Genomic DNA, 24,963 nt, shown 5'->3' on the forward strand with positions numbered 1-24,963 from the left:
AGCTTATGCGCAAGCTCGCTTTCATCGCCGCCGCTCTTGGTCTCGCCGCAACGCCGGCTGCCGCAAAGCCGCCCAAGCTTCTGGTCGTCATATCGATCGACCAACTCTCGGGCGACCTGTTCGACGAATATCGCCCGCATTTCACGGGCGGCCTTGCGCGGCTGGCGGGGGGAACGGCGTTCCGCAACGCTTATCAGAGCCATGCGACGACCCAGACCTGCCCGGGCCATGCGACGCTCCTGACCGGCGGCCGGCCGGCACGCACCGGCATCATCGCGAACAACTGGTACAATTTCGCGGCGCCACGCGCAGACAAGCAGGTCTATTGCGCGGAAGACGAGACGGCGCCCGGCACCACGTCCGACAAGTATAAGGTCTCGCCCGTCCACCTGAAAATGCCGGTGCTTGGCGAATTGATGAAACGCCGCTGGCCATTGTCGCGGAGCGTCGCCGTGGCCGGCAAGGACCGTTCCGCGGTTATGATGGGCGGCCACACGCCCGACCAGCGCTGGTATTGGGCCGATGGGAGCTTCGTGACGGACCTTCCCGTTGGTCCACCTCCACGCTCGGTCGCCCTGGCCAACAGCGCGGCGAAGCAGGCGATCGCAACCGCACGGGCGCCGCTTCAGCCTCCACCGCTTTGTGCCGCGAAGGCGCAGCCGCTGGTGATCCCCACGGTCAAGTACCGGATCGGTGATGGCCGCTTCGACCGCGCGGCGGGGGATGAAGACGCGTTCCACGACTCTCCCGAGTTCGACGCGGCGACATTGGCGCTTGCGGCATCGCTCGTTCAGGAGCTTGGACTGGGCAAGGGGCGCGCGACTGATCTTCTCGCTGTCAGCCTTTCCGCGACGGACTACGTCGGCCATAAATTCGGCCCAGGCGGGCAGGAGATGTGCCTGCAATTGCTGTCGGTCGACCGCGATCTTGGCGGTTTCTTCGGGATGCTCGATCGCGCCGGGATCGATTATGCGGTCGCGCTTTCCGCGGATCATGGCGGGCAGGACGCGCCGGAGCGGCTGCGACTCAACGGCGTAGCCGCCACGCGCATCAGCAATGCGCTGTCCAAGGCCGCGGTAGGCCACACGATTGCGCGTCAGCTCGGCCTCCCCAAGTCGCCGCTGAAGACTTACGGCGGGGCGATCTACGTAGACGGCAGCTTGCCTGCTGAAACTCGGCAGAAGATCGTTGCCGCGGCGCTTCCCCGGTACCGCGCCGACCGGCAGGTTGCGGCAGCCTTCACCAAAGCCGAATTGATCGCGACGTCGATGCCGACGGGGTCGCCCGTGAACTGGACGCTGATCCAGCGGGCGCGCGCGTCCTTCGATCCTGCGCGCTCGGGCGACATCACCGTACTGCTGAAGCCGAACATCAACCCGGTCCACGAGCCCGACGATTCCGTTGCAACGCACGGCAGTCCTTATGATTACGACCGTCGTGTGCCACTGCTGTTCTGGCGCAAGGGAATGAAGCCGGTGCTTCGCAACGATGCGGTCGAGACGGTGGACCTGATGCCGACGCTTGCGGGCCTGATCCGCCTTCCGCTGACGCCCGGATCGGTCGACGGCAAGTGCCTCAAGACTGTTCCCGGAGTGCGTTGCCCATCCCGCTAAGTCCCTCACTTTTATAGAATTTTCACGATCCGTTCAGCTTTGGGACGGCAATCCGGAACCTGGGGGCCGGCTGCATGGTTGCCGTCCTGTAGGAGAGGATTATGCGCCGCTTAGGGCTTGCGTTCGCCTTGGCTCTTGTCGTGCCGCTGAGCGCCTGCGTGCAGACGCGTCAATTCGCCGACGTCGACTTCGCGCCGCCGCGGGGCGATTATCGCCTGCTGGTCATGCGTCCCGACGTGACGGTGAATTCGCTGACGATGGGCGGCTTGCCCGAGGCGCGCGCCGATTGGACCGAGCAGGCGCGCGCGAACATCATCGCCGCGCTCCGCACGCAGCAGGCGACCCGCGGCGGCAAGACGCAGATCCTTGCCCGCCGCAACGAGCTTCCCGGAGTCAATGAGGAGACGGTTGCCGATCTCGAGCGGCTCCATGCCGCGGTCGGCAACTCCATCGCCATGCACAAATATATGGGTGCTTACCTGCCGACGAAGCGCGGCAAGGGCATCGAATATACGCTCGGTGAGGATGCGGTGCAGATCGGTCGCAAGACCGGCTATGAATATGCGCTCTTCCTTTATGCTCAGGACAATATCGCCTCGACAGGACGGACCGCGATGCAGGTGCTGGGCATCGCCGGTTGCGCGATTGGATTCTGCGCACCGAGCGGCGGCAGCAGCCAAATGGCCTATGCGTCCCTGGTCGACCTTCGCACCGGCGAAGTGGTGTGGTTCAACGTGCTCCAGACGGGCAGTCAGCTCCCCGGCGTGAGGTTCGGTGACATCCGTTCGCCCGACGGCGCCGCGCAGATGGTTGACCGCCTTCTTGATCGCATGAAGCCGGGTCGGCTGCAGCGCCGCATGCAGGGGTCCTGACGCCATGTGCATGCGCTGTTTCGAAACGTCGCGCCGCAACCTGCTGATCGGCGGTGGCACCTTGGCGGCTGCGCTCGGGACCGGCGCCGCGACTGCCCGAGTCCGGCCGCAGGACATGGTGCCGCTGATCGGCCCCGGTTACCGTCCCGTCGATGCCGACGAAAAGGGCATGTGGCAGCAGATGGAGCGGGTGGAGGAGGAGATTTCCGGCTCCAACCTGCTGGTCAAGGATCCTACGGTCACCTCCTACCTGCAGAACATCATCGCTGACGTCGGCGGGCCGGCGGCCAAGGACATGCGAATCTATCTGGCGCGCGTGCCCGACTTCAACGCCATGATGTTCCCGACCGGCTTTTCGGTCGTCTTCACCGGGCTGCTGCTGCGCATGCGCAACGAGGCGCAGCTTGCCGGCGTAATCGCCCACGAATCCGGCCATTTCCTGCGCAAGCACCAGATCCGCAGCTGGCGCGACCTCAAGCGCAAGTCGGATCTGTTCGCGGTCGGTCAGATGGCGCTCGGCGGGATTGCTGGTGCCACCGGAGCTTATGTCGGTGACATCGCCCAACTGGCGGAGCTCGGCACCATCCTCTCGCTGCTTCAGTACAGCCGCGGCATGGAGGCGGAGGCGGATGCGATGGGCGCGCGCCTGCTGGCCGAGCAAGGCTATCCGGCGATCGAGATGTCCACCACCTGGTCTCAGCTGATCGGCGAGGAGGAGGCCAGCGCCCGCTATCGCCGCAAGCGCCGCCGCCGGCGCTACAGCCTGTTCGAAACTCACCCATCGCCGGAAAGCCGTCTGGCCGACCTGCGCGCGATCGCGGCGGAGGTGACGGTTCCTGGCCGCCGCTACGACGACCGCCGCGCCCGCTACTTGCAGGCGATCGGCGGTATCCGCCCGATGCTGCTCGACGATCAGGTCAAGCTCAACGACCCGGGTGCAAGCCAGTACCTGATCGAGACGCTCGCGAAGGATGGCTGGAACGGCTTGCTGCGGTTCTACGAAGCGGAGGTCTGGCGGCTTCGCAACCGCGCGGGCGACGATCAGCGGGCGGCACAGGGCTATGCGGTCGCCGTATCCTACCCCGACGCGCCCGCCGACGCGTGGCGCTGGCATGGCCTGTCGCTGATGAAGCAGGGGCGGCAGGCGGAGGCCAGGTCTGCGCTGCAGCGCTACCTCAAGATGGCGCCAAGCGCGCCCGACGCGCCGTTCATCCGGCAAATGGCAGGCTGAAGGAGAGGTCCATGAAACGCACGATCGCCATTGTGCTCGCCTCGACATGCGCGCTGAGCGCCTGCACCGGGGTGGGCGGCGAAAGCTTCGGCAGCAGTTACTACAGCCTGGTCAGCGTCAAGCCGCGACCGGTTGCGGACGGATCGCTTGTCGTCACTCCGCCGCGCCCTTGGAACAAGCAGCGCCCGCGCTTTTTCGACGATGTTCGCTATGCCGAGGACTGGACGCTGAACGGACCTTATCTCGACGGCATGATGTTCGTGGCGGGCCTGCCCAACAACAAATATCTGGTCCGGCAGCGGCGGACGGATGAGCGGCAGGTGCCCAAGTTCCGCTCCGACATGATGGCGCCGGAGATCACCTCGATGATCGAGACGCTGTATCGGGTGCGGGGCGGTGCCGTCGATTTCCGCACCACCGGCCTGCAGCCGAGGCCCTTCATGGGCTACAGCGGCTTCCAGTTCGACTTCGAACATCTCGACGGTGACGAACTGTGGCGCCGTGGCCGAGCCGTCGGGGCGGTCATTAACGGCGAACTCTATTTCATCCTCGTCGATGGTGCGCGTTCACATTACTTCGGGGCGGCGCTGCCAGACTTCGAAGCGATCGTCCGCTCGGCCCGATTGCGCGCTCGCTAGGAACAGCCACGCGCCTCTCTTGTTGGGGCAGCATGGCGCGCAAACCCAAGACACCGGTCGAAAAGGCGGATCTCGCCGTTGCGAAGTCGTTGACGCCGTTGCGCAAGCGCAAGCCGGTGAAGATTGCAGGCACGATTAGCGACGTTGGCGACCAACCACCCATGTATCTCATCACCGGTGCGGTGCTTGCCACCGGCGTGCTGATGGGCGACCGGCGCACGGCCAAGGTTGGCTTTCGGATGCTGGCAAGCCACTTCGTCGCCATACGCCTGAAGAATCTTGCGAAACGGCTGGTTGATCGTACGCGGCCCGACCTGATCCCCGAGCAGGGCAAGTATGAGCTGCGTAAAGGCCAAAGGTACGAAAGCGACTACAACAGCTTCCCGTCCGGCCACACCGCCAGCCCCGTGGCCATCGCCAGGGCACTGGGGCGCGAATTTCCCGGTCAGCACGGCGCCGCGCTGGCCGTCGCCGGCACCATCGGTTCGACGCAGGTCATCCGCAGCAAGCATTATCTGAGCGACGTCGTGGCAGGCGCCTTGATCGGCTTGGCGGCTGAGGCGATCGTCGACCGGTGGCTCCGCCAGATGGCGAAGCCCTAGCGAACCACCGGATCTAGTGGCGGCGGTTGCCCCGGCTCGCCCGGTAGGTCCGGCAACTCTTCCGGCAGATGCTCGGGCTCGGATGGGTCGGGCGGAACGCTCGCCATCAGGCGACCGGACCGATCGGCGTCGACGGCGGCAGCGTTCCCGGGCTTGCGGGCGACGGGACGTCGACATCGGGGCCGCTTGGCGGAGTCTCGCTGGGTGCCGGGCTGGGTCCGCCGGGCTGGGTGGGCTGGGCCGGCTCGGTGGGATTGGCGGGCTCTTCGGGGAATGGTGGAAGCTGTTGCATCTCTTGGAACTCCTTTCCCCTGCCAACGCCCGCCACTCGTCGAAGGTTGCCCAACGCCCCGGGTTGCTCCGCGCCCCATCCTTGCTATAGGCCGCGCACCCTTGAGGGCGTCCGCGCGGGCGTGGCGGAATTGGTAGACGCGCTGGTTTTAGGTACCAGTATCGCAAGATGTGGGGGTTCGAGTCCCTTCGCCCGCACCATTCCACCGGACCGCGAAAACTCCTCGAAACAGATTCAACACCGGGATTGCACAGCGACATGAAGACCGTTGAGACGGAAAACCAGGGCCTGAAGCGGGCCTACACGCTCACCATCGAGGCCAAGGAGATCGAGGCCCGCGTCGAGCAGGAAGTGCGCCGACTCGCGCCGCAGGTCCGCATGCCCGGCTTCCGTCCCGGTAAGGTCCCGGCCAACCTCATCAAGAAGATGCACGGCGACTCCCTGCAGGGAGAGGCGCTGAACTCCGCAGTTCAGGAGGGCGTCCAGAAGCTGCTCGCCGAGCAGAAGCTCCGCCCCGCGCTCCAGCCGCAGGTCGAGCTGGTCGACGGCTACGCTCCTGGCAAGGATGCCGAGGTGAAGGTCAGCCTGGAAGCGCTGCCCGACATCGCTGCTCCGAGCATTGAAGGCTTGAAGCTGGAACGTTTGACGGTCGAGCCGGACGAAGCTGCGGTCGACGAGCAGCTCCAGCGTCTCGCAAGCTCCAACAAAAGCTGGGAAGACGCGCCTGAGGGCAAGGCGGCCGAGAATGGCGATCTGGTGGTCATGGACTTCGTCGGCACCGTGGATGGCGAGAAGTTCGATGGCGGTTCGGGCGAGGACATGCAGATCGAGCTCGGCTCGGGCAATCTGATCCCGGGCTTCGAGGAAGGTCTCCAGGGCGTGAAGGTCGGCGACAACCGCGACGTCAAGGTCACCTTCCCCGACGATTATCCGTCGGAAAAGGTGAAGGGCAAACCCGCAAATTTTGCGGTAACGATCAAGGCGGTGAAGGTCGCGGGCGAAACCAAGGTGGACGAGGATTTCGCCAAGACCCTCGGCCTCGACAGCCTCGACAAGCTCAAGGAAATTCTTCGCGATCAGCAGGGGCAGGAACTCAACAATCTGACCCGCACCCACATGAAGCGCCGCCTGCTCGACCAGCTTGCGGCGGCCCACGACTTCCCGGTGCCGGATTCGATGGTGGACGCGGAGTTCAACAACATCATGGCCCAGCTTCGCCACGAAGCGGAACATGAGGATGACACCCAGGCGGCCCTGGCCGAGCTGGACAAGGAAACGGCCGAGTACCGCAAGATCGCCGAGCGCCGCGTGCGCCTTGGCCTGCTTCTGTCGGAAATCGGTGCCGCCAACGGCGTCGACATCACCGAGCAGGAAATGAACCGGCTCGTGATGCAGGCCGCCTCGCAGTACCAGCCAAAGGACCGCGAGCGCTTCATCCAGTACATCCAGCAGGAGCCGATGGCGGCCGCCCAGCTGCGCGCTCCGCTGTATGAGGACAAGGTCGTCGATTTCCTCTTCTCGAAGGCGGAAATCACCGAACGCGCGGCTACCCGCGCCGAGCTGGAAGCGGACCTCGAGAGCGAGGAAGGCCATGTGCATGGCCCGGGCTGCGGCCACGACCATGGCGATCATGCGCATGAGGCCAAGCCTGCCAAGAAGGGCAAGGCCAAGGCTGCGAAGGCCGAGGAGTCTGCCGCTGTTGCCGAGCCTGCGGCTGAAGCAAAGCCTGCCAAGAAAGTTGCGCCGAAGAAGGCCAAGCTGACCGAGGAAGATGCTGCCCCCAAGCCCGCCAAGCCGCTGAAGAGCGAGCCTGCGGACAAGGCTGCTGCGGCCGAGGCTGCACCGAAGAAGGCGCCGGCCAAGAAGGCCAAAGCGGCGAAGTAAGCTGCCGTTCGTCCTGAGCTTGTGGAAGCCCTGCCTTTCTTTCTAGAGAGGGGCAGGGCTTCGACGTCGCTCAGCCCGAACGGGGGTTATTGAGTGCCGACGGCCGACCAACCACGCATTGCGGTGCTGCTCCCTTGCTTCAACGAGGAAGCGGCAATCGGCGCGACCGTGGAAGGTTTCCGCCGGACGCTCCCCAATGCGACGGTCTACGTCTACGACAACAACAGCGCGGACCGGACCTGCGAGGTCGCGGCGGCCGCGGGCGCCATCGTCCGCAACGAAAAGCAGCAAGGCAAAGGCCACGTCGTCCGCCGTATGTTCGCCGACGTCGATGCGGACATCTACGTCATGGCCGACGGCGACCTGACCTATGATCCCTCGGCAGCACCGGCGATGGTCGATCAATTGCTCGCGCACCAACTCGACATGGTGGTCGGCACTCGTCGGCATCAACAGGCCCAGGCGTATCGCGGCGGTCACGTCCTCGGAAATCGTCTGTTCACCGGCATCCTTTCGCGCCTGTTCGGGCGCACCTTCTCCGACGTCTTCTCGGGCTACCGGGTATTCTCGCGGCGCTTCGTGAAAAGCTTCCCCGTGCTGTCGTCGGGCTTCGAGATCGAGACGGAAATGAGCGTTCACGCGCTCGAACTGAAGATGCCGGTGGGGGAGGTGGAGACTGCGTACGCCGCTCGGCTAGAGGGATCGCATTCGAAGCTGTCGACCTATGGCGACGGTTGGCGCATCCTGAAGACGATCATCAACCTCTATCGTGTCGAGCGCCCCGTGCTCTTCTTCGGCCTGATCGGTTTGCTCCTCTTCATTGCTGCCCTTATTATCGCCGAACCGCTGATCGAGACCTATGCCCGCACCGGTCTGGTGCCTCGCTTTCCGACCGCCATCCTGGTCACCGGAATGACCATCGTCGCCGTTCTTTGCTTCTTTACCGGCCTCATCCTAGACACCGTGACCCGCGGCCGACGAGAGGTGAGGCGGCTCGCTTATCTGTCCCACCCTGCGCCGGGCGCTTGAACCTTCGCCCGTTCCGCCCGATGTATGTCCAACTAATCAACCCAAGGATCCGCATTTCTCATGGACCACCAGGATATCGTCTCGCAGCTCGTCCCCATCGTTATCGAACAGTCGACGCGCGGTGAGCGCAGCTTCGACATCTATTCCCGGCTGCTGCGTGAGCGGATCATCTTCATCACCGGCGCGATCGAGGATCATATGGCCTCGCTCATCACGGCCCAATTGCTCTTCCTCGAGTCCGAGAACCCGAAGAAGGACATCTTCATGTACATCAACTCGCCCGGCGGCGTGGTGACGGCGGGTCTCGCGATCCATGACACGATGCAATACATCCGCCCGCGGGTCGGCACCGTCTGCATCGGCCAGGCCGCGTCGATGGGCAGCTTCCTGCTTGCCGCGGGCGAGCCAGGAATGCGTATCGCGCTGACCAACAGCCGGATCATGGTTCACCAGCCGTCGGGCGGCGCCCAGGGCATGGCCGCGGACATCGAGATCCAGGCTCGCGAGATCCTGCGCATGCGCCAGCGGCTGAATTCGCTTTACGCCAAGTATACCGGCAAGCCGCTCGAGGAGATTGAGCGCGCAATGGACCGCGACACCTTCATGGAAGCGGACGAAGCCAAGGCGTTCGGCCTCATCGACCAGGTGTTCGACACGCGTCCTGACGCAGGCGAGGGTGACAGCACCGGCGCCGGGGACATCACGCCCCAATAGGCGTTTTCCTGTTTGCGACGAACGGAGGCCCGGTGGACCAGGAAGTCTGCCGGGCCACTTTTTTAACTGTCACAAATCGTGGTTAGTTGCCGCTTGATGATCGTGCGATTCCCGCGCGATATCAGACACTTTCATCGTCATTGTGGGGGCAAGAAGTGGCCGCGACCGACCTGATCATTTCCGAATATATCGAAGGCAGCAGCAACAATAAGGCCATCGAGCTGTACAACGGCACGGGCACTGCCATCAATCTGACCGGCTACCGCATCCAGATGTTCTTCAACGGCTCGACCGCCGCGCGCCTGACGATCAACCTGAGCGGCACGGTCGCCGCCGCGACGTTTACGTCATTGCCCAATCGGCAGCCAACGCAGCCATCCTTGCCCAAGCGGATCTGACCAACGGCAGCGGCTGGTTCAACGGCGACGACGCCATTGTGCTTCAGCGCCTGGTGTCTGGCTCGACCTACGCCAACGTCGATTCCTTTGGTCAGGTAGGCGCCGATCCCGGGACGGAGTGGGGCACCGGCCTCGCCAGCACAGCCGACAACACACTTGTTCGCTCGGCCACGGTCACCAGCGGCGATACCAATCCGTTCGACGCTTTCAATCCCGCTGACCAGTGGACCGGCTACGCCAACGACACGACGTCGAATCTTGGAAGCCATACGGCAGGCCCGGCGTCCTACGGGATTGCCGCCTTGTCCGCCGACAAGGTCGAGGGTGATGCCGGCACCACCGCCTACACCTTCACCGTCACCCGTCCGAGCGGGACGGGCGCGGAGATCATCTCCTACACCGTCACCGGCACGGGCTCTGGCCCGGCGGCGGCCGATGCGGAAGATTTCGCCGGCAGCGTCTACCCGACGGGCAGCGTCGCTTTTGCCGATGGCGTGACCAGCATGACGCTCACCATCAATGTCGCGGGCGAGCTTCTGAACGAAGTCGACGAAGCGTTCACCGTCACGCTCGGCGTGCCGGACGCGCCGTCCGCGCAGGGCACCATTCGCAACGACGACATTTTGCTGACCGAAATCCACGATATCCAAGGCGCGGCCCACCGCTCGCCGCTGGAGGGCCAGACGGTCGCTACCATCGGCATCGTCACCGGTATCACCAGCAACGGTTTCTGGATCCAAGACCCCACGCCCGACGCGGACGCACGCACGTCCGAGGGCATCTTCGTCTTCACCAACGCGCGTCCGGCATCCAATATCGTCGTGGGCGATGAGGTCCGCGTGTCCGGCCGAGTCACCGAATTCTTCCCCGACAGCGGCACCACCGCCGAGTTGTCGCTGACCGAGATCGCGACCAGCAATGGCGGCTTCGTCCAGCGCACGGGCAGCACCGGCACGGTCCAGGCGACATTGATTGGGGAAGGCGGCTTGCTGCCCCCGACCGTGGCCTACGGTGACGATACCGACCAGTTCGATCCGGCGACCCAGGGCCTCGACTTCTGGGAGAGCCTGGAAGGCATGCGCGTCATCCTTCACGATGCCGTTGCAACCGGACCGTCCGACACCAGCAGCTTTGGGGACAGCGAGACCTTCATCCGCCTCGGTGGCACCAACGCCGGCACGCTGACGCCCAGCGGCGGGATCATCGCGCAAGAGGGCGACTCCAACCCCGAACGGATCGCGGTTCAGGAGGATAATCGAGTCCTCGACAACGACTACCGGGCCAATGTTGGCGACCGGCTCGGGGACGTCACCGGCGTCGTTAATTACGACAGCACCGGCAGCTACGAAGTCATCGCCACCCAGGCATTCACCGTCACGGACGGCGGCTTGCGGCGTGAGACTTCGACGACGCTGCGGGCCGATGCGGACCATCTTACCATGGCGAGCTACAACGCCGAAAACCTCGCCTTCACGAACGACGCCAGCAAGTTCATCCAGATCGCGCAGCAGATCGTGAACGTGCTCGGCGCGCCCGATATCGTCGCGCTTCAGGAGGTGCAGGACGACAATGGTGCGGCCGGTGGCGGGGTCGTTTCGGCCGAACAGACGCTGCAGCGGCTGGTGAACGACATCAACGCCGTGGCTGGCCCCAATGGTCCGCACTACGCCTGGGCGTACGTCACGCCCGAATATAATCAGGACGGCGGGCAGCAGAGCGGCAACATCCGCCAGGCCTTCCTCTACAACACCGATCGCGTGCAGCTCGCGGCCGGCGCCGTCGGGGCGCCAACGATGCCGTGACCGCCACCGACGCCGGCGGCGAGATCGACCTCAATTATGCGGTCGGCCGTATCGACCCCACTAACGATGCCTTCGACAACAGCCGCAAGCCGCTGGTCGCCGAGTTCATCTTCAACGGCGAAAGCGTGTTCGTCATCAACAACCACTTCAATTCCAAGATCGGTGACGATCCCCTGTTCGGCGCCAATCAGCCGCCGTTCGAGGAAACGCTGGCGAAGCGCATCGAGCAGGCCAAGATCGTCGGCGCCTTCGTCGATCAGCTTCTTGCGATCGATCCGGATGCCAACGTGGCGGTGGTCGGCGACCTTAATGACTTCGGCTACTCGCAGACGCTGCAGCAGCTCGAAGACGCCGGCCTGTCGAACCTGGCCGACCTGCTGCCCGTCAATGAGCGCTACGATTACGTCTTCCAGGGGAACAGCCAGGAGCTCGACCATATCCTGGTCAGCGGCAACCTCGGCGAGCGGGCGCAGTTCGACATCCTCCACATCAATGCGGAGTTCTGGGACCAGACCAGCGACCACGACCCGCTGGTTGCGCGGCTCAACATTGAGTCGGGCGAGAGGGTGTCGGGGGCAATGGCGCCGACAATTTGCTCGGCGGCGCGGGCGACGACTGGATCGACGGCGGCAATGGCGCGGACAGGATCAACGGCGGTAACGGCCGGGACGAGCTACATGGCGGCCGCGGCGACGACCTGTTGTTCGGCAGCAATGCGGCCGACAAATTGTTCGGCGAGCAGGGCGCGGATCGTCTCGACGGCGGCGAGGGCGACGACCTGCTGTCCGGTGCCGAGGGCGACGACTTGCTGACCGGCGGCACCGGTGCCGACACATTCATCTTCGCCAAGAGCGGCGGGGCCGACGCGATTGCGGACTTCAACGTTCTTGAGGATCAGCTGCTTCTCGGCGAGGGGCTCTCCGTCAAGTCGCACAGCATTGTCGATGCGAATGGCGACGGCGTTGCCGATCTCTCGATCGGTTTAAGCAGTGGCAGCGTGATCCTGCTCGGTGTCAGTAGCTTCGCCGACGTCCACTTCGGCTGATCGATCGACCATGCAAAGGCGCGTGATCACGGTGCCGCGCGCCTTTCACTTTTGAAAACCTGTTCTCCTCTTGTTCTCACGGAACAAATAGGATACTGACCATCGTCACACCGGCGGGGCTCGGCCGCCATTGACGAAGGGACAAGGCTCATGGCAGCGCAGCTGAAAGTCATCGGAAGCGGATTGGAATCTCCCTCAATGGATCGTCAGAAGGCGCTCGAAGCCGCGCTTGCACAAATCGACCGCGCATTCGGCAAGGGCTCGGCAATGAAGCTGGGCAGCCGCGAGAAGATCGAGATCGAGACGATCTCGACCGGCTCGCTGAGCCTCGACATCGCGCTTGGTGTCGGCGGAATTCCACGCGGCCGCATCATCGAGATCTATGGGCCGGAGAGTTCGGGTAAGACGACGCTGGCGCTGCATGCGATCGCGGAGGCGCAGAAGACCGGCGGCACGGCCGCGTTCGTCGATGCCGAACATGCGCTCGATCCCGGTTATGCGAAGAAGCTGGGCGTCGACATCGACGAGCTGATCGTGTCGCAGCCGGATACCGGCGAGCAGGCACTGGAGATCGTCGACACGCTGGTACGCTCGAACGCGATCGACGTGCTGGTTGTCGACTCGGTCGCCGCACTCGTCCCGCGGGCGGAAATTGAGGGCGAGATGGGCGACAGTCACGTCGGCCTCCAGGCCCGCCTGATGAGCCAGGCGCTCCGCAAGCTGACCGGTTCGATCAGCCGTTCGCGCTGCACCGTCATCTTCATCAACCAGGTGCGCATGAAGATCGGCGTTATGTACGGCAATCCGGAGACGACCACCGGCGGCAATGCGCTAAAGTTCTACGCCTCCGTCCGTCTCGACATCCGCCGCACCGGCCAGATCAAGGATCGCGACGATATCGTCGGCAACACGACGCGGGTGAAAGTCGTCAAGAACAAGGTCGCGCCGCCGTTCAAGCAGGTCGAGTTCGATATCATGTATGGCGAGGGCGTCTCAAAGATCGGCGAGATCCTCGATCTCGGCGTCAAGGCCGGCCTGGTCGAGAAGTCGGGTGCCTGGTTCAGCTATGACTCGGTCCGGATCGGGCAGGGGCGTGAGAATGCCAAGACCTACCTCAAGGAACATCCGGAGATGGCGCAGCGGATCGAGAATAGCATCCGCGGCAAGACCGAGGAGGTCGGCGAAGCGCTGATGGTCGGGCCGAGCCCCGAGGATGACGTCGACGACGCCTGAGTGTCGACCATAGGCCAAGGGACGGGGCGGCAGCGATGCTGCCCCGTTTTCTTTGGGCGACCTATTCCGCCGCGATCCGCTCGCCGGTGTCGACCCGGATCGGCGCAAACAGCCGCTTGGGTTCGGTCAGCAGTACGATAACGAAGGCGACGACGGCACAGGCGGCGACCCCGATCAGGAAGGGCGTCGCGGTGCCGTCGAACGCCTGCCCGATGACCAGTCCGATCAGCGCGCCGCCGATCGTTCCGACCACTCCCTGGACGGACGAGGCGGTGCCGGCGATCGGCCCCATATGCTCCATCGCCAACGTGCCGAGGTTGGACGATGTGAAGGAGAAGAACATCATCGCCATGCCTTGAAGGACAACGAACGCGATCAGGCTCTCATGTCCGGACAGCCCCAGCACGGCGTGCAGGGTCGTGACCACTGCGAAGCCCGCGGCGCCGAAATGGCCCACCCGCCTGAGCCCATGTTTTCCAACCACGCGGCTGTTCATCCACGATCCAAGCGCCATCGGCGCCGCAACAGCGGCGAACACCAGTCCGATATATTGGCCAGCTCCGAATGCGTCGAAGACGATCTGCTGGACCGAGGCGATATAGGCGGTCAGCGACCCGAAGGTGACGGTGAGCGCAAGCGTGTAGCCGCGCGACTGCGGTTCGCGGATCGTCTCCCAGGCCGCACTTCCGATCTCCCGCCACGCGAGTGAGCGGCGGAATTCTGGGTGGAGCGTCTCGGGCAGCCGGATCCACGACCAGGCGAACATCAGCATGCCGTAACCCGCCAGCAGAAGAAAGATCGCCCGCCACGGTGCGAATAGCAGGATTGCCTGTCCCAGGTTGGGCGCGATCACCGGCACCAGCATGAACACCATGAAGACCAGGCTCATGACACGGGCCATTTCTTCGCTTTCGAACAGGTCGCGTACCATAGCGATGACAAGCACCCGGGTAACCGCAGCCGATGCGCCCTGAAGCGCCCGCGCCGCGATCAGCAGTTCGAAGCTTTGCGCGACCCCGCACAGCAAGGCGAAGACCGAATAAAGGCCGATGCCGATGGCGAGCACCGGCTTGCGCCCGAAGCGGTCTGCTAGCGGTCCCCAGATCAGCTGGGTCGACCCGAACCCCAGCATGTAGAAGACGACCACCAGCTGCCGCTGATTCTCCGTCTCGATGCGAAGATCACGCCCGATCTCGGCGAGCGCCGGGATCATCGCGTCGATCGCCATGGCGTTGAGGGCCATGAGGCCGGCGAGCAGCGCGGTCAGTTCGCGGGCGCCGGGCTTCGGCCCAGCGCCTTGGGTGTGGTTGATGTGAAACATTGGCTGCCTGCTGAAGGATCAGACCGCCCAACGCAACGCCGGGCGAGTAGTTCAGCTTGCGGAAGCTCAGGTTTCGGGGGGCGGCGGCGGCCGGTGCGCCGGCGCCCTGGGCGGGTCGATGTCCGCCGGTTCGATCGGGTCGAACGCGCCTTCCCACTTGGCGACCGCGCTCGCTGCCACCGCATTGCCGACGACATTGGTCGCCGACCGGCCCATATCGAGGAAATGGTCGATAGCGAGGATGATCAGGATTCCGGCCTCGGGAATGTTGAATTGCGCAAGGGTTGCCGTGATCACTACCAGGCTCGCCCGCGGCACGCCGGCGATGCCTTTGGACGTGATCATCAGGGTTAGCAGCATGGCGATCTGAGTGCCGATCGACAGATCGATGCCATAGGCCTGGGCGATGAAGATGGACGCGAACGTCATGTACATCATCGACCCGTCGAGGTTGAACGAATAGCCCAACGGCAGGACGAAGCTGGCGATCCGCGGCGGGACGCCGAAGCGGTCGAGGGCCTCAAGCGTGCGCGGATAAGCGGCCTCGCTCGACGCGGTCGAAAAAGCGAGCACGATCGGGTCGCGAATGTAGCGCACCAGCAAGCCGGCGCGGCTACCGAGGAGAAGGAAACAGGCACCGATCAGCACCAGCCACAGGATGATCAGGCCCGCGTAGAAGCTGCCCATGAAATAGCCGTAGGTGGCAAGGATCGCGATACCGCGCTCGGCAATGGTCGAGGTCACCGCCGCGAACACCGCGACGGGGGCAAAGCGCATCACGTAATCGGTGACGACCAGCATCACCTTCACCAGAGCCTCAAGCGCCCGCACGAGTGGACGGGCGGGCTCGCCGACGGCGGTGATGGCGACGCCGAGGAACAGCGAGAAAACAACGATCTGGAGGATGTCGTTGCTCGCCATTGCCCCGATCATCGACTCTGGGAAAATGTGCGCGACGAACTTGGCGAAGTCGAAACCCGACCGGTCGACCCCGCTCGCCGCATCGGCAGGGGGTAACGGCAGTTCCAGCGCGCTTCCCGGCTGAAGCAGGTTCACCAGCACCATGCCCAATGTAAGGGAAACGAGGCTCGCGGTTACGAACCAGCCGAAAGCCTTGGCGCCGACCCGGCCGAGCGCCGCCGTATCGCCCATGTGGGCGATGCCGACCACCAGGGTCGAAACTACGAGCGGCGCGATGATCATCTTGATGAGGTGGAGGAAGACGGTGGTCAGCACCTTGAGATAGCCGGCGATGGTCGCCAGCTGCGCCTTGCCTTCGAGCGTCGTGTCGCCGATCGTGACGTTCAGCGTCCAGCCGACGATCACGCCGAGCAGCAACGCGAACAAAATGTAGCGAGTGAGCTTTTTCGCCACGCCGGCGCTCTCCTTTATGGTTGCGCCGACACAAGCTGGTCAGAACGGCAAGGTCAAGGTTCACACCGCCTGCACTCGCGGCTACGGCGCCGCAATGACCGACAGCTTTCTTGAGAACATGCCCGACCGCTACCGTTTGATCCTGTGCGACCTTTGGGGCTGCGTCCACGACGGCGTGAACCTCTACCCAGGCGCGGCGGCGCGGCTGCTGCGGTGGAAGGCGGAAGGACGCTGCGTCGTCCTCATCACCAATGCGCCGCGCACCGCCGAATATGTGCAGCGGCAGGTCAGCGAGATTGGCCTTCCGCGCGGCGCCTGGGATGCAATCACCACCGGCGGTGAAGCGGGTGTCGATGCACTGACAGTGCTCGGCGAGCCGGTCGGTTTTCTCGGGACGCCGATGGACCGCGGTGTATTGGAAGAGCGCGGGATCGAGATCGCGAATGACTGCTTTCGCCACCTCGCTTGTACCGGGCTCGCCCCGGACCGCATGGCTGTCGATTTATATGATGCAGACCTGCGGCGCTGGGCCGCCGATGGCGTCGTAATGCACTGCCTCAACCCTGACCGCGTCGTCGTTCGGGGTGGCATCCTGGAGCTTTGCGCAGGCTCGCTTGCCGACGCGTACACGGCGGTCGGCGGCAAGGTCGAATGGTATGGCAAGCCGTACCCGGCCATCTACGACCATGCGCTGAAGCTTGGCGGCAACCCGCCCAAGGAGCAGGTGCTTGCCGTAGGGGACGGGCTGCAGACCGACGTGCTGGGTGCCGCGAGGGCGGGGCTCGACTGCCTGTTCGTGGAGGGCGGTATAGGCGCCGGCGAGCCGTTCCCGGCGGATTTTGCGGCGCAAAATGGCCTTGGCGACTGGAAGCCAGTCGCAACTGTTCCCTCGCTGGCGGGCTAAGCTTCCCGGAACGCCCATGCGCTTCGCCCATTGAAGCGGCATGGACATGCCCAGTACGCGTACCATCGCCCAAAGCGCCGCCGACCGCGGTCGCCATGCCGACAGCCCGTGGCAAATGCCTCTTTCCGCCTGGAAGGAAGTCGCGGTCCGGACCTGGGGTGAATCGTCCAAGGACAATGTCGGCCTGGTCGCCGCCGGCGTAGCCTTCTACGGCTTCCTCGCCCTGGTGCCTTTGCTCGGCGCCATCGTTCTGACCTACGGCCTGGTGGCGAGCCCGCGAAGCGTGCTGGAGCATGTGCAGGGTCTGACCCAGGCGATGCCCGCGGACGTCGCCAAGATTGTCGGCGAGCAGTTGCTAAATGTGGTCCAGACGTCCGGCGGCAAGAAGGGCCTGGGGCTGATTGCCGCGCTGGCCGTCGCTCTCTGGGGCGCCCGGAACGCGATGGGATCGATCGTTACCGCCCTCAACATCGCCTATGAGGAAGAGGAAAAGCGCGGCTTTTTGAAGGTCACCTTGATTTCGCTGGTCATGACCGTCTGCGCCGTCTTGGTGGCGCTGCTGGCCATCGTCGCGACGACCGTCCTGGGCGCTCTCGAAGATCTCCTCCCAAGTTTAGGGATGGTGGGCATCATCTTGTCGAAGGGGATCTCCTACGTCGTCCTGCTCGGGGCGGCGGCAGCGGCCATTGCGACCCTTTACCGCTACGGGCCATCGCGCGACAACGCCAGGTGGACCTGGATTACGCCTGGGTCGCTGTTCGCCGCCATCGCTTGGCTGGCGCTGACGCTCGGCTTCGGTTTCTACGTCACCAACTTCGGAAGTTACGACAAGACCTATGGGTCCCTGGGTGCCGTGGTCGTGCTCCTGACCTGGCTCTACCTGTCCAGCTATGTGCTGCTGTTCGGGGCCGAGCTGAACTCGGAGCTGGAGCACCAGACGGCCAAGGACACGACTGCCGGCGCGGACAAGCCGCTCGGCTCCCGCGGTGCCTGGTCCGCCGACCATGTCGCATCGGGGCCGGAAAGTGCCGATCAGGCGAAGCCCGCCGCAGGTGAGAAGGGCGCCGATTCGTCACGTCCAAATACGGCGCCAATTGCCGCTCCCTCTACGAGTGAACCCGCCGAGCACCCCTATCTTGCGTCGCGCGTGACATCCCGCGCTTCGGGGCTCGTCGGTGCGCATAAGATCGGCATGGTGTCCTCCATCCTGTCGACCGTCGGACTTGGGTTGATGCGCAGGCGCGGCAGCGAATTGGCCGGGGCTGCCATCCTTGCGGCGGCTGCCGGTCTGGCCCTCGCCCGGCGCGAGGACGGTTGAGGCCAATGACCAACGGTCATTTTGCGACATCCCCGTGGCAGATGCCTTCCGCCGCTTGGAAGGACATCGCCAAGCGTACCTGGCAGCGAACGTGGGACGACAATGTCGCGCTCGTCGCGGCGGGCGTCGCCTTTTACGGCTTCTTCGCCCTCGTTTCGCTGATCGGCATCATTGTCCTCGCTTATGGTCTGGTGGCCGAGCCGAGGACCGTCGTCGATCATGTGCGGGCCATGACGGCCGTCCTTCCGACGGATGTCGCGCTGATCATTGGCGAGCAGGCGCTGAATGCCGTCAAGACGTCGGAGGGCGCGAAGGGGGCAGGGCTGATCGTCGCGCTGCTCGCCGCTTTGTACGGCGGCACCAACGGCTCCGCGGCGCTGATCACGGCGCTCAACATTGCTTATGAGGAGAAGGAGAAAAGATCGCTTCTGCGCTTCTACCTTCTTGCCGTGCTGATGACGCTGTCGGCGGTTGTGGTAACGCTTGCCGCCATTGCCGCGACGGCCGCGATCGCCACCATCAGCGTCCGGTTCGGCGCCGGGCTGCTGCCGCTCGCAGCCAAAGCCATCGCTTACATTCTCCTTCTGCTGGTCGCGGCCGGCCTGATTTCCGCTCTCTACCGCTACGCGCCCTCGCGAGAGCGAGCCAAGTGGGTCTGGATCACTCCGGGATGCGTGTTCGCGGCGGCCGTATGGCTGCTGCTGACGGTGCTGTTCGGTTTCTACGTCTCCAACCTTACAAACTTTAGCGCGACCTACGGGTCACTGGGCGCGTTGGCCGCATTCCAGACATGGCTTTACCTGTCGGCTTATGTGCTGGTCATGGGCGCCGAGTTGAACAGCGAGATCGAACATCAGACCGCAAGGGACAGCACGACCGGGCCGGAGCAGCCACTGGGCCAGCGCGGCGCCTGGGCGGCGGACAACGTTGCAACCAGCGACGAGGTCGAGGATCGGCCTGAGGAGGCGCGGGAAGGGGAAAAGCTGACCCAGGCGTCCGCCACCGTGGCGGACCGGGACAGCCTCACCGATACGACGGAGGCAAAGCCTTAGGCGGCGAGCAGATGCTTGTCGTTCGCCAGGCGGAGCAGCGCCGACTGCAGCTTCTCGAATGCACGCACCTCGATCTGGCGGATGCGTTCGCGGCTGACGTCGTAGACCTGGCTCAGTTCCTCGAGCGTCTTCGGATCGTCCGAAAGCCGTCGCTCCATCAGGATGTTGCGCTCGCGGTCGTTCAGCGAGTTCATCGCTTCCATGAGGAGGTCGTGGCGAACGCGCCCTTCCTCATCCTCGGCGAGCCGCTCGTCCTGAAGCGGGCCGTTGTCGACCAGAAAGTCCTGCCATTGGCCTTCGCCGCCCTCGTCGCCCTTCAGCGGGGCGTTGAGAGACGTGTCGCCGCCATGACCCATGCGGCGGTTCATAGAGACCACTTCCTCCTCGGTCACGCCGAGGTCGGTGGCGATCTTCGCAACGTCCGCGGGCTTGAGGTCGCCCTCTTCGAACGCGTCGATCTGGTTCTTCATCCGACGCAGGTTGAAGAATAGCTTCTTCTGCGCGGCGGTGGTGCCCATCTTCACTAGGGACCAGCTGCGCAGGATGAATTCCTGAATGGAGGCACGGATCCACCACATGGCGTAGGTGGCGAGGCGGAAGCCCCGGTCCGGCTCGAACTTCTTCACGCCCTGCATCAGGCCGATATTGCCTTCGCTGATCAGCTCGCTGACCGGCAGGCCGTAGCCGCGGTAACCCATGGCAATCTTGGCGACCAGGCGAAGGTGCGAGTTGACGAGCTTGGCGGCCGCTTCCGTGTCGCCATGCTCCCGCCACGCCTTGGCGAGCATGAACTCTTCCTCCGGCGCGAGAATGGGAAACTTCTTGATCTCGCTGAGGTAGCGATTGAGTCCGGCTTCCCCGCCGGATGCGGGGATGGAGACGATGCCCTTTTGCTGTGCCATGGTAGTTCGTCTTTCTCCCTGAGGGCCGGGCGCTGTGTCACGCCCTAGCCAGTCAAATCCTATACACCAAGTGCGCTGAACAGTTCCTGCATGTCCGACGGCATGCGCGAAGTGAACGACAGTCTGTTCTTCGTTACGGGATGAACAAAGCCAAGGACCGCAGCATGAAGGGCCTGACGTTCAAAGTTGAGATCCCGTAACAAGTCGCGATGAGACTTTGAAGCGCGACCATAAACCGGATCGCCGAGCAACGGATGGCCGATCGACGCCATGTGGACCCGAACCTGGTGAGTTCGGCCGGTCTCCAACCTGCACTCCACCAGCGCCGAATCGCGAAGCGGCTGCTTGCGGGTCCAGTGGGTTACCGCACGCTTGCCGCGTCCTTCGGGGACAACCGCGATTTTCTTGCGGTTGGCCGAGGACCGCGCGAGCGACGCATCAACGGTGCCTTCGCCGGTCTTCGGCACGCCGGAGACGATCGCCAGGTAGCGCCGATCGATGCTGTGCGCCGCGAATTGCTTCGCCAGCCCTTCGTGCGCCACATCGGTCTTGGCGACTACCAGCAGGCCGGACGTGTCCTTGTCGATGCGGTGGACGATCCCAGGCCGAGCCACGCCGCCGATGCCCGAGAGGCTGCCGCCGCAATGGTGAAGCAAGGCGTTGACCAGGGTACCGTCGAAATTGCCGGCAGCGGGATGGACGACCAGCCCGGCAGGCTTGTCCACGACCAGCAGATGCTCGTCCTCGAACGCGATCGCCAGCGGAATGTCCTGCGCTTCGTTATGCGCCGGCTTGGGCTCCGGCACGGCCAGCGTAAAGGCTTCGTCGCCGCGGACCTTGAAGGCCGGGTCGCGAACAGGCGCTTCGCCTAGCGCCAATGCGCCCGACTTGATGAGCGTCTTGAGCCGTTCACGTGAAAGCGTCGGCACCGCCTCGGCAACGGCACGGTCGAGCCGCCAGCCGGCATGTTCGGCACCAAGCCGCACGTCCACGATCTGATGCCCCCGGCCATAGATCGAAGAATGTGGTGATGCGGACCGAAAGTTCAATGATCCCGCCTTGGCAGCCCTTGCGGACGGCGGTTTTCCGGCTACCAATCGCCGAAAGAGATTAAGGGGAGAGGACCCACCATGACCGACAGCTTTGACCGCCGCGCCGTTCTGGCGGGTGGATTTGCCGCATCCGCCGCCGCTCTGGCGCCACTCGATGCCGCTTTCGCTCAGCGCCGCCGCCGCAAAGCATCGGCAAACGACAAGGTCCAGGTCGGTCTGATCGGCTGCAACGGCATGGGCTGGGCGAACCTTACCGCGATGGTGAAGGGCGCCGATGTCGAGCCGGTCGGTCTGTGCGACGTCGACGCCAGCGTGCTCAGCAAGCGCGGCGCGGAGTTTCAGACCGCCGCGGGCAAGGCCCCGAAGATTTACGACGATTATCGCCGCATGCTCGACGACCAGGATATCGATGCAGTCATCATCGGAACGCCCGACCATTGGCACGCGCTGATGCTGACCGACGCCATGTCGGCGGGCAAGGACGCCTATTGCGAAAAGCCGCTGGGCAATTCCATCGCGGAATGCCGGGCCATGGTTGCGGCCAAGCAGCGCCACAACCGCGTCGTCCAGGTCGGCCAATGGCAGCGCAGCAACCAACATTGGGGCGACGCCATCGCCCACGTCCAGTCCGGCTCCATCGGCCGAGTCCGCAAGGTCAAGGCCTGGGCTTACCAGGGCTGGATGAAGAATATCCCGCCCAAGCCCGACGAGCCGGTGCCGGCCGGCGTCAATTATGACCGTTGGCTCGGCCCGGCGCCGGCGCGGCCGTTCAACCCCAACCGCTACCATTTCAACTGGCGCTGGTACTGGGATTATGCCGGCGGGCTGATGACCGACTGGGGTGTCCACCTGATCGACATCGCCCTGCTCGGCATGCGGGCGGAATCGCCGCGCTCGATCAGCTCGCTGGGCGGTGCTTTCGGTTACGCCGATTCCGCGATGGAAACGCCGGACACACAGACCGCCATCTACGACTTCGGCGACTATTCGATTGAGTGGGAACATGCCGTCGGGATCAGCAAGGGGCCCTACGGCGGGAACGATCATGGCGTTGCCTTCGTCGGCGAGCTTGGAACGGTGGTGGTCGACCGCGGCAAATGGTGGACCATCCCCGAGGTGGACGACGGCAAGCAGCTCAGCCCCGAAGTGCCGGTAACGCGGGTCAGCGACAATGGCCTGGAAAAGCACACCGCCGACTTCATCGCGTGCGTCAAGGACCGGTCGAAGACGCCGGCCTGTTCGATCGAGTCCGCGGCGACCACCGCGATCGTCTGCCAGATGGGCAACATCGCCTATCGCACCGGCCGCAAGGTTCATTGGGACGGTGCGTCGGGCCGGTTCACCAACGACCAGGTCGCCAACGCGCTGATGACCAAGGCTTATCGGGCGCCCTACCGCTTTCCGGCCTAGGGCGTCCGCGCCTCCTTACCAGATACGGGTGGCGGCGATCTGACGGCGGCCGGCGAGGATGATCAGCTCGTCGGCCACTTCTTCGGGTGAGCGGGAGATCGATCGGCCGGTCGAGGGCGACAGGCGGCTGAGGTCCCGAGCGCCACGGCGCGGGTCGGCCGACACCCACTGGCGGATCGTGGATTCCATCAATTCCTGCGTCATCGTCTTCTGCTCCCGGGCCGTCCGCCCACCTGATCGTTGCAGTGCCCGCCCGGCTGTTGACCTGCCGGAGGGTGCATCTGATGCTGGTCGGAATAGGCGGCGGCTGTGCCAGCAATTCGACGCCCGCCCCATTCTCTTGTGTCAATTGTTTCAACAATGGCTCGCATCAGGCGTGTGATTCAGCGTCTCACACGTCTTGTGCGGCAGGCGATGGAGCTTTTATGGCGACAGGGTGCGAGGGGAGAGCATGTTGAAACTAGAAGCCGATACGCAGTCACCAGCGGCTGAACTGCCTAGCCTGAGGCCGGCCAAACCGATCTCGCGGGACGGCGTCGTTCAGGCCATCCTGAACCTGTTCAAAGCGCCGGATTATCTTGAGATTGGCGTGAACCAGGGCAAAACCTTCAACGCCCTACGCGCTCGGACCAAGGTCGCGGTCGACCCCAAATTCCTGTTCGACCACCAGGAAGTGGCGGCAAGGGTTTCCGGTACCACTTTTCACGAGACGACCAGCGACGACTATTTCGGCAGGATCGCCGGGGCGAAGACGGCCTTCGACGTCATCTACCTGGATGGGATGCACACCTCGGAGCAGACGATCCGCGACCTCATCAATGCGATCTCTTTCCTGAAGCCCGGCGGTGTTATCGCCATCGACGACGTCTTTCCCTGTTCGTACATGGCCTCGCTTCCGGACCGAGGCGATACGCGCATCATCAGCAAGGCGACGACCGGCGTGCCGAGCCCCTGGATGGGCGACGTATTTCGTCTGGTCTTCTTCGTCGAAACGTTCTGCCAGCAGTTCAACTATGCGACGGTGAACAATAATCACGGTCAGCTCGTGCTGTGGCGGGAGCCTCGCCGGGACGTGCCGCAACGGACGCTCTCCCAGGTCGCCGCCAAGGAGTATAAGGACCTGTTCCTGGAAGCCCCGAGCTTTCGTGCCGCCTCGCTGGACGTCATCCTGACCAAGATAAGGCAGGCGCAGAAAGCCTGAGCTGAGTTGGCGCGGCTTTCGACGCTTACAGTTTCTTCCGCTCGATGGTGAAGCGGCTGTCGTTGCAATAGCCGCAGTCGGCGCCGGTGAAGCTCGATGCCGCCTTGCGGTCGCCTTTGAGCTGCCAATCAAGCCAGCGGGTCACCACTTCCGTGCCCACACCGCCGTGCGGCTGCATGTAGGTGCCGCCATGGCCAACGGGGATGTTGATGACGGCTGCGGGAACGTGGTTGATCCGCCGGAAGTCGTCCATCCCGTTTTCATAGGCGATGTCGCTCTTGCCGCCGAGCACATAGAGGGTGGGCCTGTGCAGCCTGGACAGCGTATCCTTGCTGTTCTCGATGCCGATAATCGGGCTGCTGTTGCCGGTGAAGAAGCCGCTGTTCATGATCACGGCGGTGTTAACGCGCCGGTCGGGTGCAACATTAAGCGCCTGAAGGCCGCCGCAGCTCCAGCCCGACACTGCAATGCGGTTGGTGGCGATGCGGCCGTAATAAGGGCTGCCCTTGCGGCCATTCTCCTTCACCGCCCAATCGATTGCATCGCTCAGTAGGGAGGTGGCGGTTGCGGCCTTTAGCTGGCCGGGAGGTGGACCTTGCGGTGGCCGCGCGGCAGCCGCCGGTGCCGCATCTTTGGCCGGCGGGATCGTGCCGGCGGCGATTGCCAGGTAGCCGTGCGACGCGATCTCGAGAAGGTGGTTGCGCGAACTGGTTCCGTCCGCGCTGCAGCCGCCATTCCCCCAGACGTAGACCGGCAGTTTGGTCGCACCAAGCGCTGCAAGGCTGCGTGGCCGATAAACGACATGGTTGGGCAGCGACGTGTCGGATTCGTACACGGCGGGGTAGGGACCCGAACCTTCCTCCACGGCAGCGGAGACCGGGGCCGGCTGCGCCTGGGCTGAGAGCGGCGAAGCGCCGAGCGCAATCAGGATGCCGGCGCTTGCCAGCAGGTGCTTCTTTGCCGACCGGGCAAGCGTGAAGTGCAGCATTCGACTCTCCCTTGCGCCCTGCTTGTGGATCGGCAGCGCTGATGGCCGCGTGCAGGACGGGAATGGGATATAGCTAAATGGTCCGCGG

General features: G+C 64.2%; 24 protein-coding genes, 1 tRNA gene and 2 pseudogenes. 20 read left to right on the plus strand and 7 right to left on the minus strand.

What is annotated here, in order from left to right; translation table 11 throughout:
- Positions 1-5 precede the first annotated feature (5 nt).
- The 5 genes from G7077_RS12265 to G7077_RS12285 all read left to right on the plus strand — a co-directional run bounded on the left by G7077_RS12265 (position 6) and on the right by G7077_RS12285 (position 4,956).
- Entirely contained in the window at positions 6-1,613 is a 1,608-nt protein-coding gene (locus tag G7077_RS12265; RefSeq protein WP_166411957.1) for an alkaline phosphatase family protein, read from the plus strand.
- A gap of 101 nt (positions 1,614-1,714) precedes the next feature.
- Positions 1,715-2,485 (plus strand): hypothetical protein, encoded by a 771-nt coding sequence (locus G7077_RS12270; protein WP_166411958.1) that lies wholly within the window; start codon positions 1,715-1,717, stop codon positions 2,483-2,485.
- 4 nt (positions 2,486-2,489) lie between these two features.
- Entirely contained in the window at positions 2,490-3,716 is a 1,227-nt protein-coding gene (locus tag G7077_RS12275) for a M48 family metalloprotease (protein WP_166411959.1), read from the plus strand.
- 11 nt (positions 3,717-3,727) lie between these two features.
- On the plus strand, positions 3,728-4,354 hold the full coding sequence (locus G7077_RS12280) for a hypothetical protein (protein ID WP_166411960.1): 627 nt from the start codon (positions 3,728-3,730) through the stop codon (positions 4,352-4,354).
- A 32-nt stretch (positions 4,355-4,386) separates the two neighbouring features.
- Positions 4,387-4,956: a phosphatase PAP2 family protein gene (locus G7077_RS12285; protein ID WP_166411961.1), complete on the plus strand. Its 570-nt coding sequence runs from the start codon at positions 4,387-4,389 to the stop codon at positions 4,954-4,956.
- 106 nt (positions 4,957-5,062) lie between these two features.
- On the opposite strand, the gene G7077_RS12290 is transcribed toward G7077_RS12285, so the two are convergent.
- The gene (locus tag G7077_RS12290; protein WP_166411962.1) at positions 5,063-5,248 is read right to left on the minus strand and encodes a hypothetical protein; all 186 of its coding nucleotides are present in this window, start codon (positions 5,246-5,248) and stop codon (positions 5,063-5,065) included.
- 115 nt (positions 5,249-5,363) lie between these two features.
- On the opposite strand from G7077_RS12290, the gene G7077_RS12295 reads away from it, so the two are divergent.
- From G7077_RS12295 to recA, 10 genes and pseudogenes are all read left to right on the plus strand, one after another.
- A tRNA-Leu gene (locus G7077_RS12295) sits at positions 5,364-5,448 on the plus strand.
- A 58-nt stretch (positions 5,449-5,506) separates the two neighbouring features.
- Entirely contained in the window at positions 5,507-7,132 is a 1,626-nt protein-coding gene (gene tig / locus G7077_RS12300) for a trigger factor (protein WP_166411963.1), read from the plus strand.
- A gap of 93 nt (positions 7,133-7,225) precedes the next feature.
- Positions 7,226-8,161 (plus strand): glycosyltransferase family 2 protein, encoded by a 936-nt coding sequence (locus tag G7077_RS12305; RefSeq protein WP_246167191.1) that lies wholly within the window; start codon positions 7,226-7,228, stop codon positions 8,159-8,161.
- A 60-nt stretch (positions 8,162-8,221) separates the two neighbouring features.
- The gene (clpP, locus tag G7077_RS12310) at positions 8,222-8,875 is read left to right on the plus strand and encodes an ATP-dependent Clp endopeptidase proteolytic subunit ClpP (protein WP_166411964.1); all 654 of its coding nucleotides are present in this window, start codon (positions 8,222-8,224) and stop codon (positions 8,873-8,875) included.
- A 155-nt stretch (positions 8,876-9,030) separates the two neighbouring features.
- A complete protein-coding gene (locus tag G7077_RS13965) occupies positions 9,031-9,273 on the plus strand; it encodes a lamin tail domain-containing protein (RefSeq protein WP_206367641.1) in 243 nt (80 codons plus the stop codon).
- 38 nt (positions 9,274-9,311) lie between these two features.
- Positions 9,312-11,075, plus strand: a complete 1,764-nt coding sequence (locus G7077_RS12315) for a hypothetical protein (RefSeq protein ID WP_206367642.1) — start codon at positions 9,312-9,314, stop codon at positions 11,073-11,075.
- Positions 11,072-11,521: pseudogene (locus tag G7077_RS14615) on the plus strand (endonuclease/exonuclease/phosphatase family protein); the annotation flags it as partial. The gene G7077_RS12315 and the pseudogene G7077_RS14615, both read left to right, overlap by 4 nt.
- A gap of 146 nt (positions 11,522-11,667) precedes the next feature.
- A pseudogene (locus G7077_RS14620) lies at positions 11,668-11,784 on the plus strand (calcium-binding protein); the annotation flags it as partial.
- Positions 11,785-11,802: 18 nt separating this feature from the next.
- The gene (locus tag G7077_RS12325) at positions 11,803-12,120 is read left to right on the plus strand and encodes a calcium-binding protein (RefSeq protein WP_246167193.1); all 318 of its coding nucleotides are present in this window, start codon (positions 11,803-11,805) and stop codon (positions 12,118-12,120) included.
- A gap of 150 nt (positions 12,121-12,270) precedes the next feature.
- Entirely contained in the window at positions 12,271-13,353 is a 1,083-nt protein-coding gene (gene recA, locus G7077_RS12330) for a recombinase RecA (protein ID WP_166411967.1), read from the plus strand.
- 61 nt (positions 13,354-13,414) lie between these two features.
- Here the strand turns inward: recA and G7077_RS12335 are convergent, their stop codons facing one another.
- The gene (locus G7077_RS12335) at positions 13,415-14,674 is read right to left on the minus strand and encodes a multidrug effflux MFS transporter (RefSeq protein ID WP_166411968.1); all 1,260 of its coding nucleotides are present in this window, start codon (positions 14,672-14,674) and stop codon (positions 13,415-13,417) included.
- A gap of 66 nt (positions 14,675-14,740) precedes the next feature.
- Positions 14,741-16,048, minus strand: a complete 1,308-nt coding sequence (locus tag G7077_RS12340) for a dicarboxylate/amino acid:cation symporter (RefSeq protein ID WP_166411969.1) — start codon at positions 16,046-16,048, stop codon at positions 14,741-14,743.
- Between G7077_RS12340 and G7077_RS12345 the strand changes: the two genes are divergently transcribed.
- Genes G7077_RS12345 through G7077_RS12355 form a run of 3 tightly spaced genes read left to right on the plus strand, consistent with a single transcriptional unit; the run spans position 16,032 to position 19,322 of the window.
- The gene (locus tag G7077_RS12345; RefSeq protein WP_166411970.1) at positions 16,032-16,952 is read left to right on the plus strand and encodes a TIGR01459 family HAD-type hydrolase; all 921 of its coding nucleotides are present in this window, start codon (positions 16,032-16,034) and stop codon (positions 16,950-16,952) included. The genes G7077_RS12340 and G7077_RS12345 overlap by 17 nt on opposite strands.
- A gap of 46 nt (positions 16,953-16,998) precedes the next feature.
- A complete protein-coding gene (locus G7077_RS12350; protein WP_246167195.1) occupies positions 16,999-18,270 on the plus strand; it encodes a YihY/virulence factor BrkB family protein in 1,272 nt (423 codons plus the stop codon).
- Positions 18,271-18,275: 5 nt separating this feature from the next.
- Entirely contained in the window at positions 18,276-19,322 is a 1,047-nt protein-coding gene (locus G7077_RS12355) for a YihY/virulence factor BrkB family protein (RefSeq protein WP_166411972.1), read from the plus strand.
- On the opposite strand, the gene rpoH is transcribed toward G7077_RS12355, so the two are convergent.
- Together rpoH and G7077_RS12365 are read right to left on the minus strand one after the other, a co-directional pair.
- Positions 19,319-20,224, minus strand: coding sequence for an RNA polymerase sigma factor RpoH (rpoH, locus tag G7077_RS12360; RefSeq protein ID WP_166411973.1), 906 nt, complete (start codon positions 20,222-20,224; stop codon positions 19,319-19,321). The two genes, G7077_RS12355 and rpoH, sit on opposite strands and share 4 nt — an antisense overlap.
- Positions 20,225-20,283: 59 nt before the next feature.
- Positions 20,284-21,216: an RluA family pseudouridine synthase gene (locus G7077_RS12365; RefSeq protein WP_246167197.1), complete on the minus strand. Its 933-nt coding sequence runs from the start codon at positions 21,214-21,216 to the stop codon at positions 20,284-20,286.
- A gap of 138 nt (positions 21,217-21,354) precedes the next feature.
- Here G7077_RS12365 and G7077_RS12370 point away from each other — a divergent pair, with 138 nt between their 5' ends.
- A complete protein-coding gene (locus G7077_RS12370) occupies positions 21,355-22,686 on the plus strand; it encodes a Gfo/Idh/MocA family protein (RefSeq protein ID WP_166411974.1) in 1,332 nt (443 codons plus the stop codon).
- 15 nt (positions 22,687-22,701) lie between these two features.
- Here the strand turns inward: G7077_RS12370 and G7077_RS12375 are convergent, their stop codons facing one another.
- Complete coding sequence (locus tag G7077_RS12375; protein WP_166411975.1) at positions 22,702-22,890, minus strand: hypothetical protein; 189 nt, start codon at positions 22,888-22,890, stop codon at positions 22,702-22,704.
- Positions 22,891-23,137: 247 nt separating this feature from the next.
- Here G7077_RS12375 and G7077_RS12380 point away from each other — a divergent pair, with 247 nt between their 5' ends.
- Entirely contained in the window at positions 23,138-23,887 is a 750-nt protein-coding gene (locus G7077_RS12380) for a class I SAM-dependent methyltransferase (RefSeq protein ID WP_166411976.1), read from the plus strand.
- Positions 23,888-23,912: 25 nt separating this feature from the next.
- Here the strand turns inward: G7077_RS12380 and G7077_RS12385 are convergent, their stop codons facing one another.
- Entirely contained in the window at positions 23,913-24,875 is a 963-nt protein-coding gene (locus tag G7077_RS12385; protein ID WP_246167199.1) for a dienelactone hydrolase family protein, read from the minus strand.
- Positions 24,876-24,963 lie beyond the last annotated feature (88 nt).

The organism is Sphingomonas piscis (genome assembly GCF_011300455.1).
Classification (GTDB): domain Bacteria; phylum Pseudomonadota; class Alphaproteobacteria; order Sphingomonadales; family Sphingomonadaceae; genus Sphingomicrobium; species Sphingomicrobium piscis.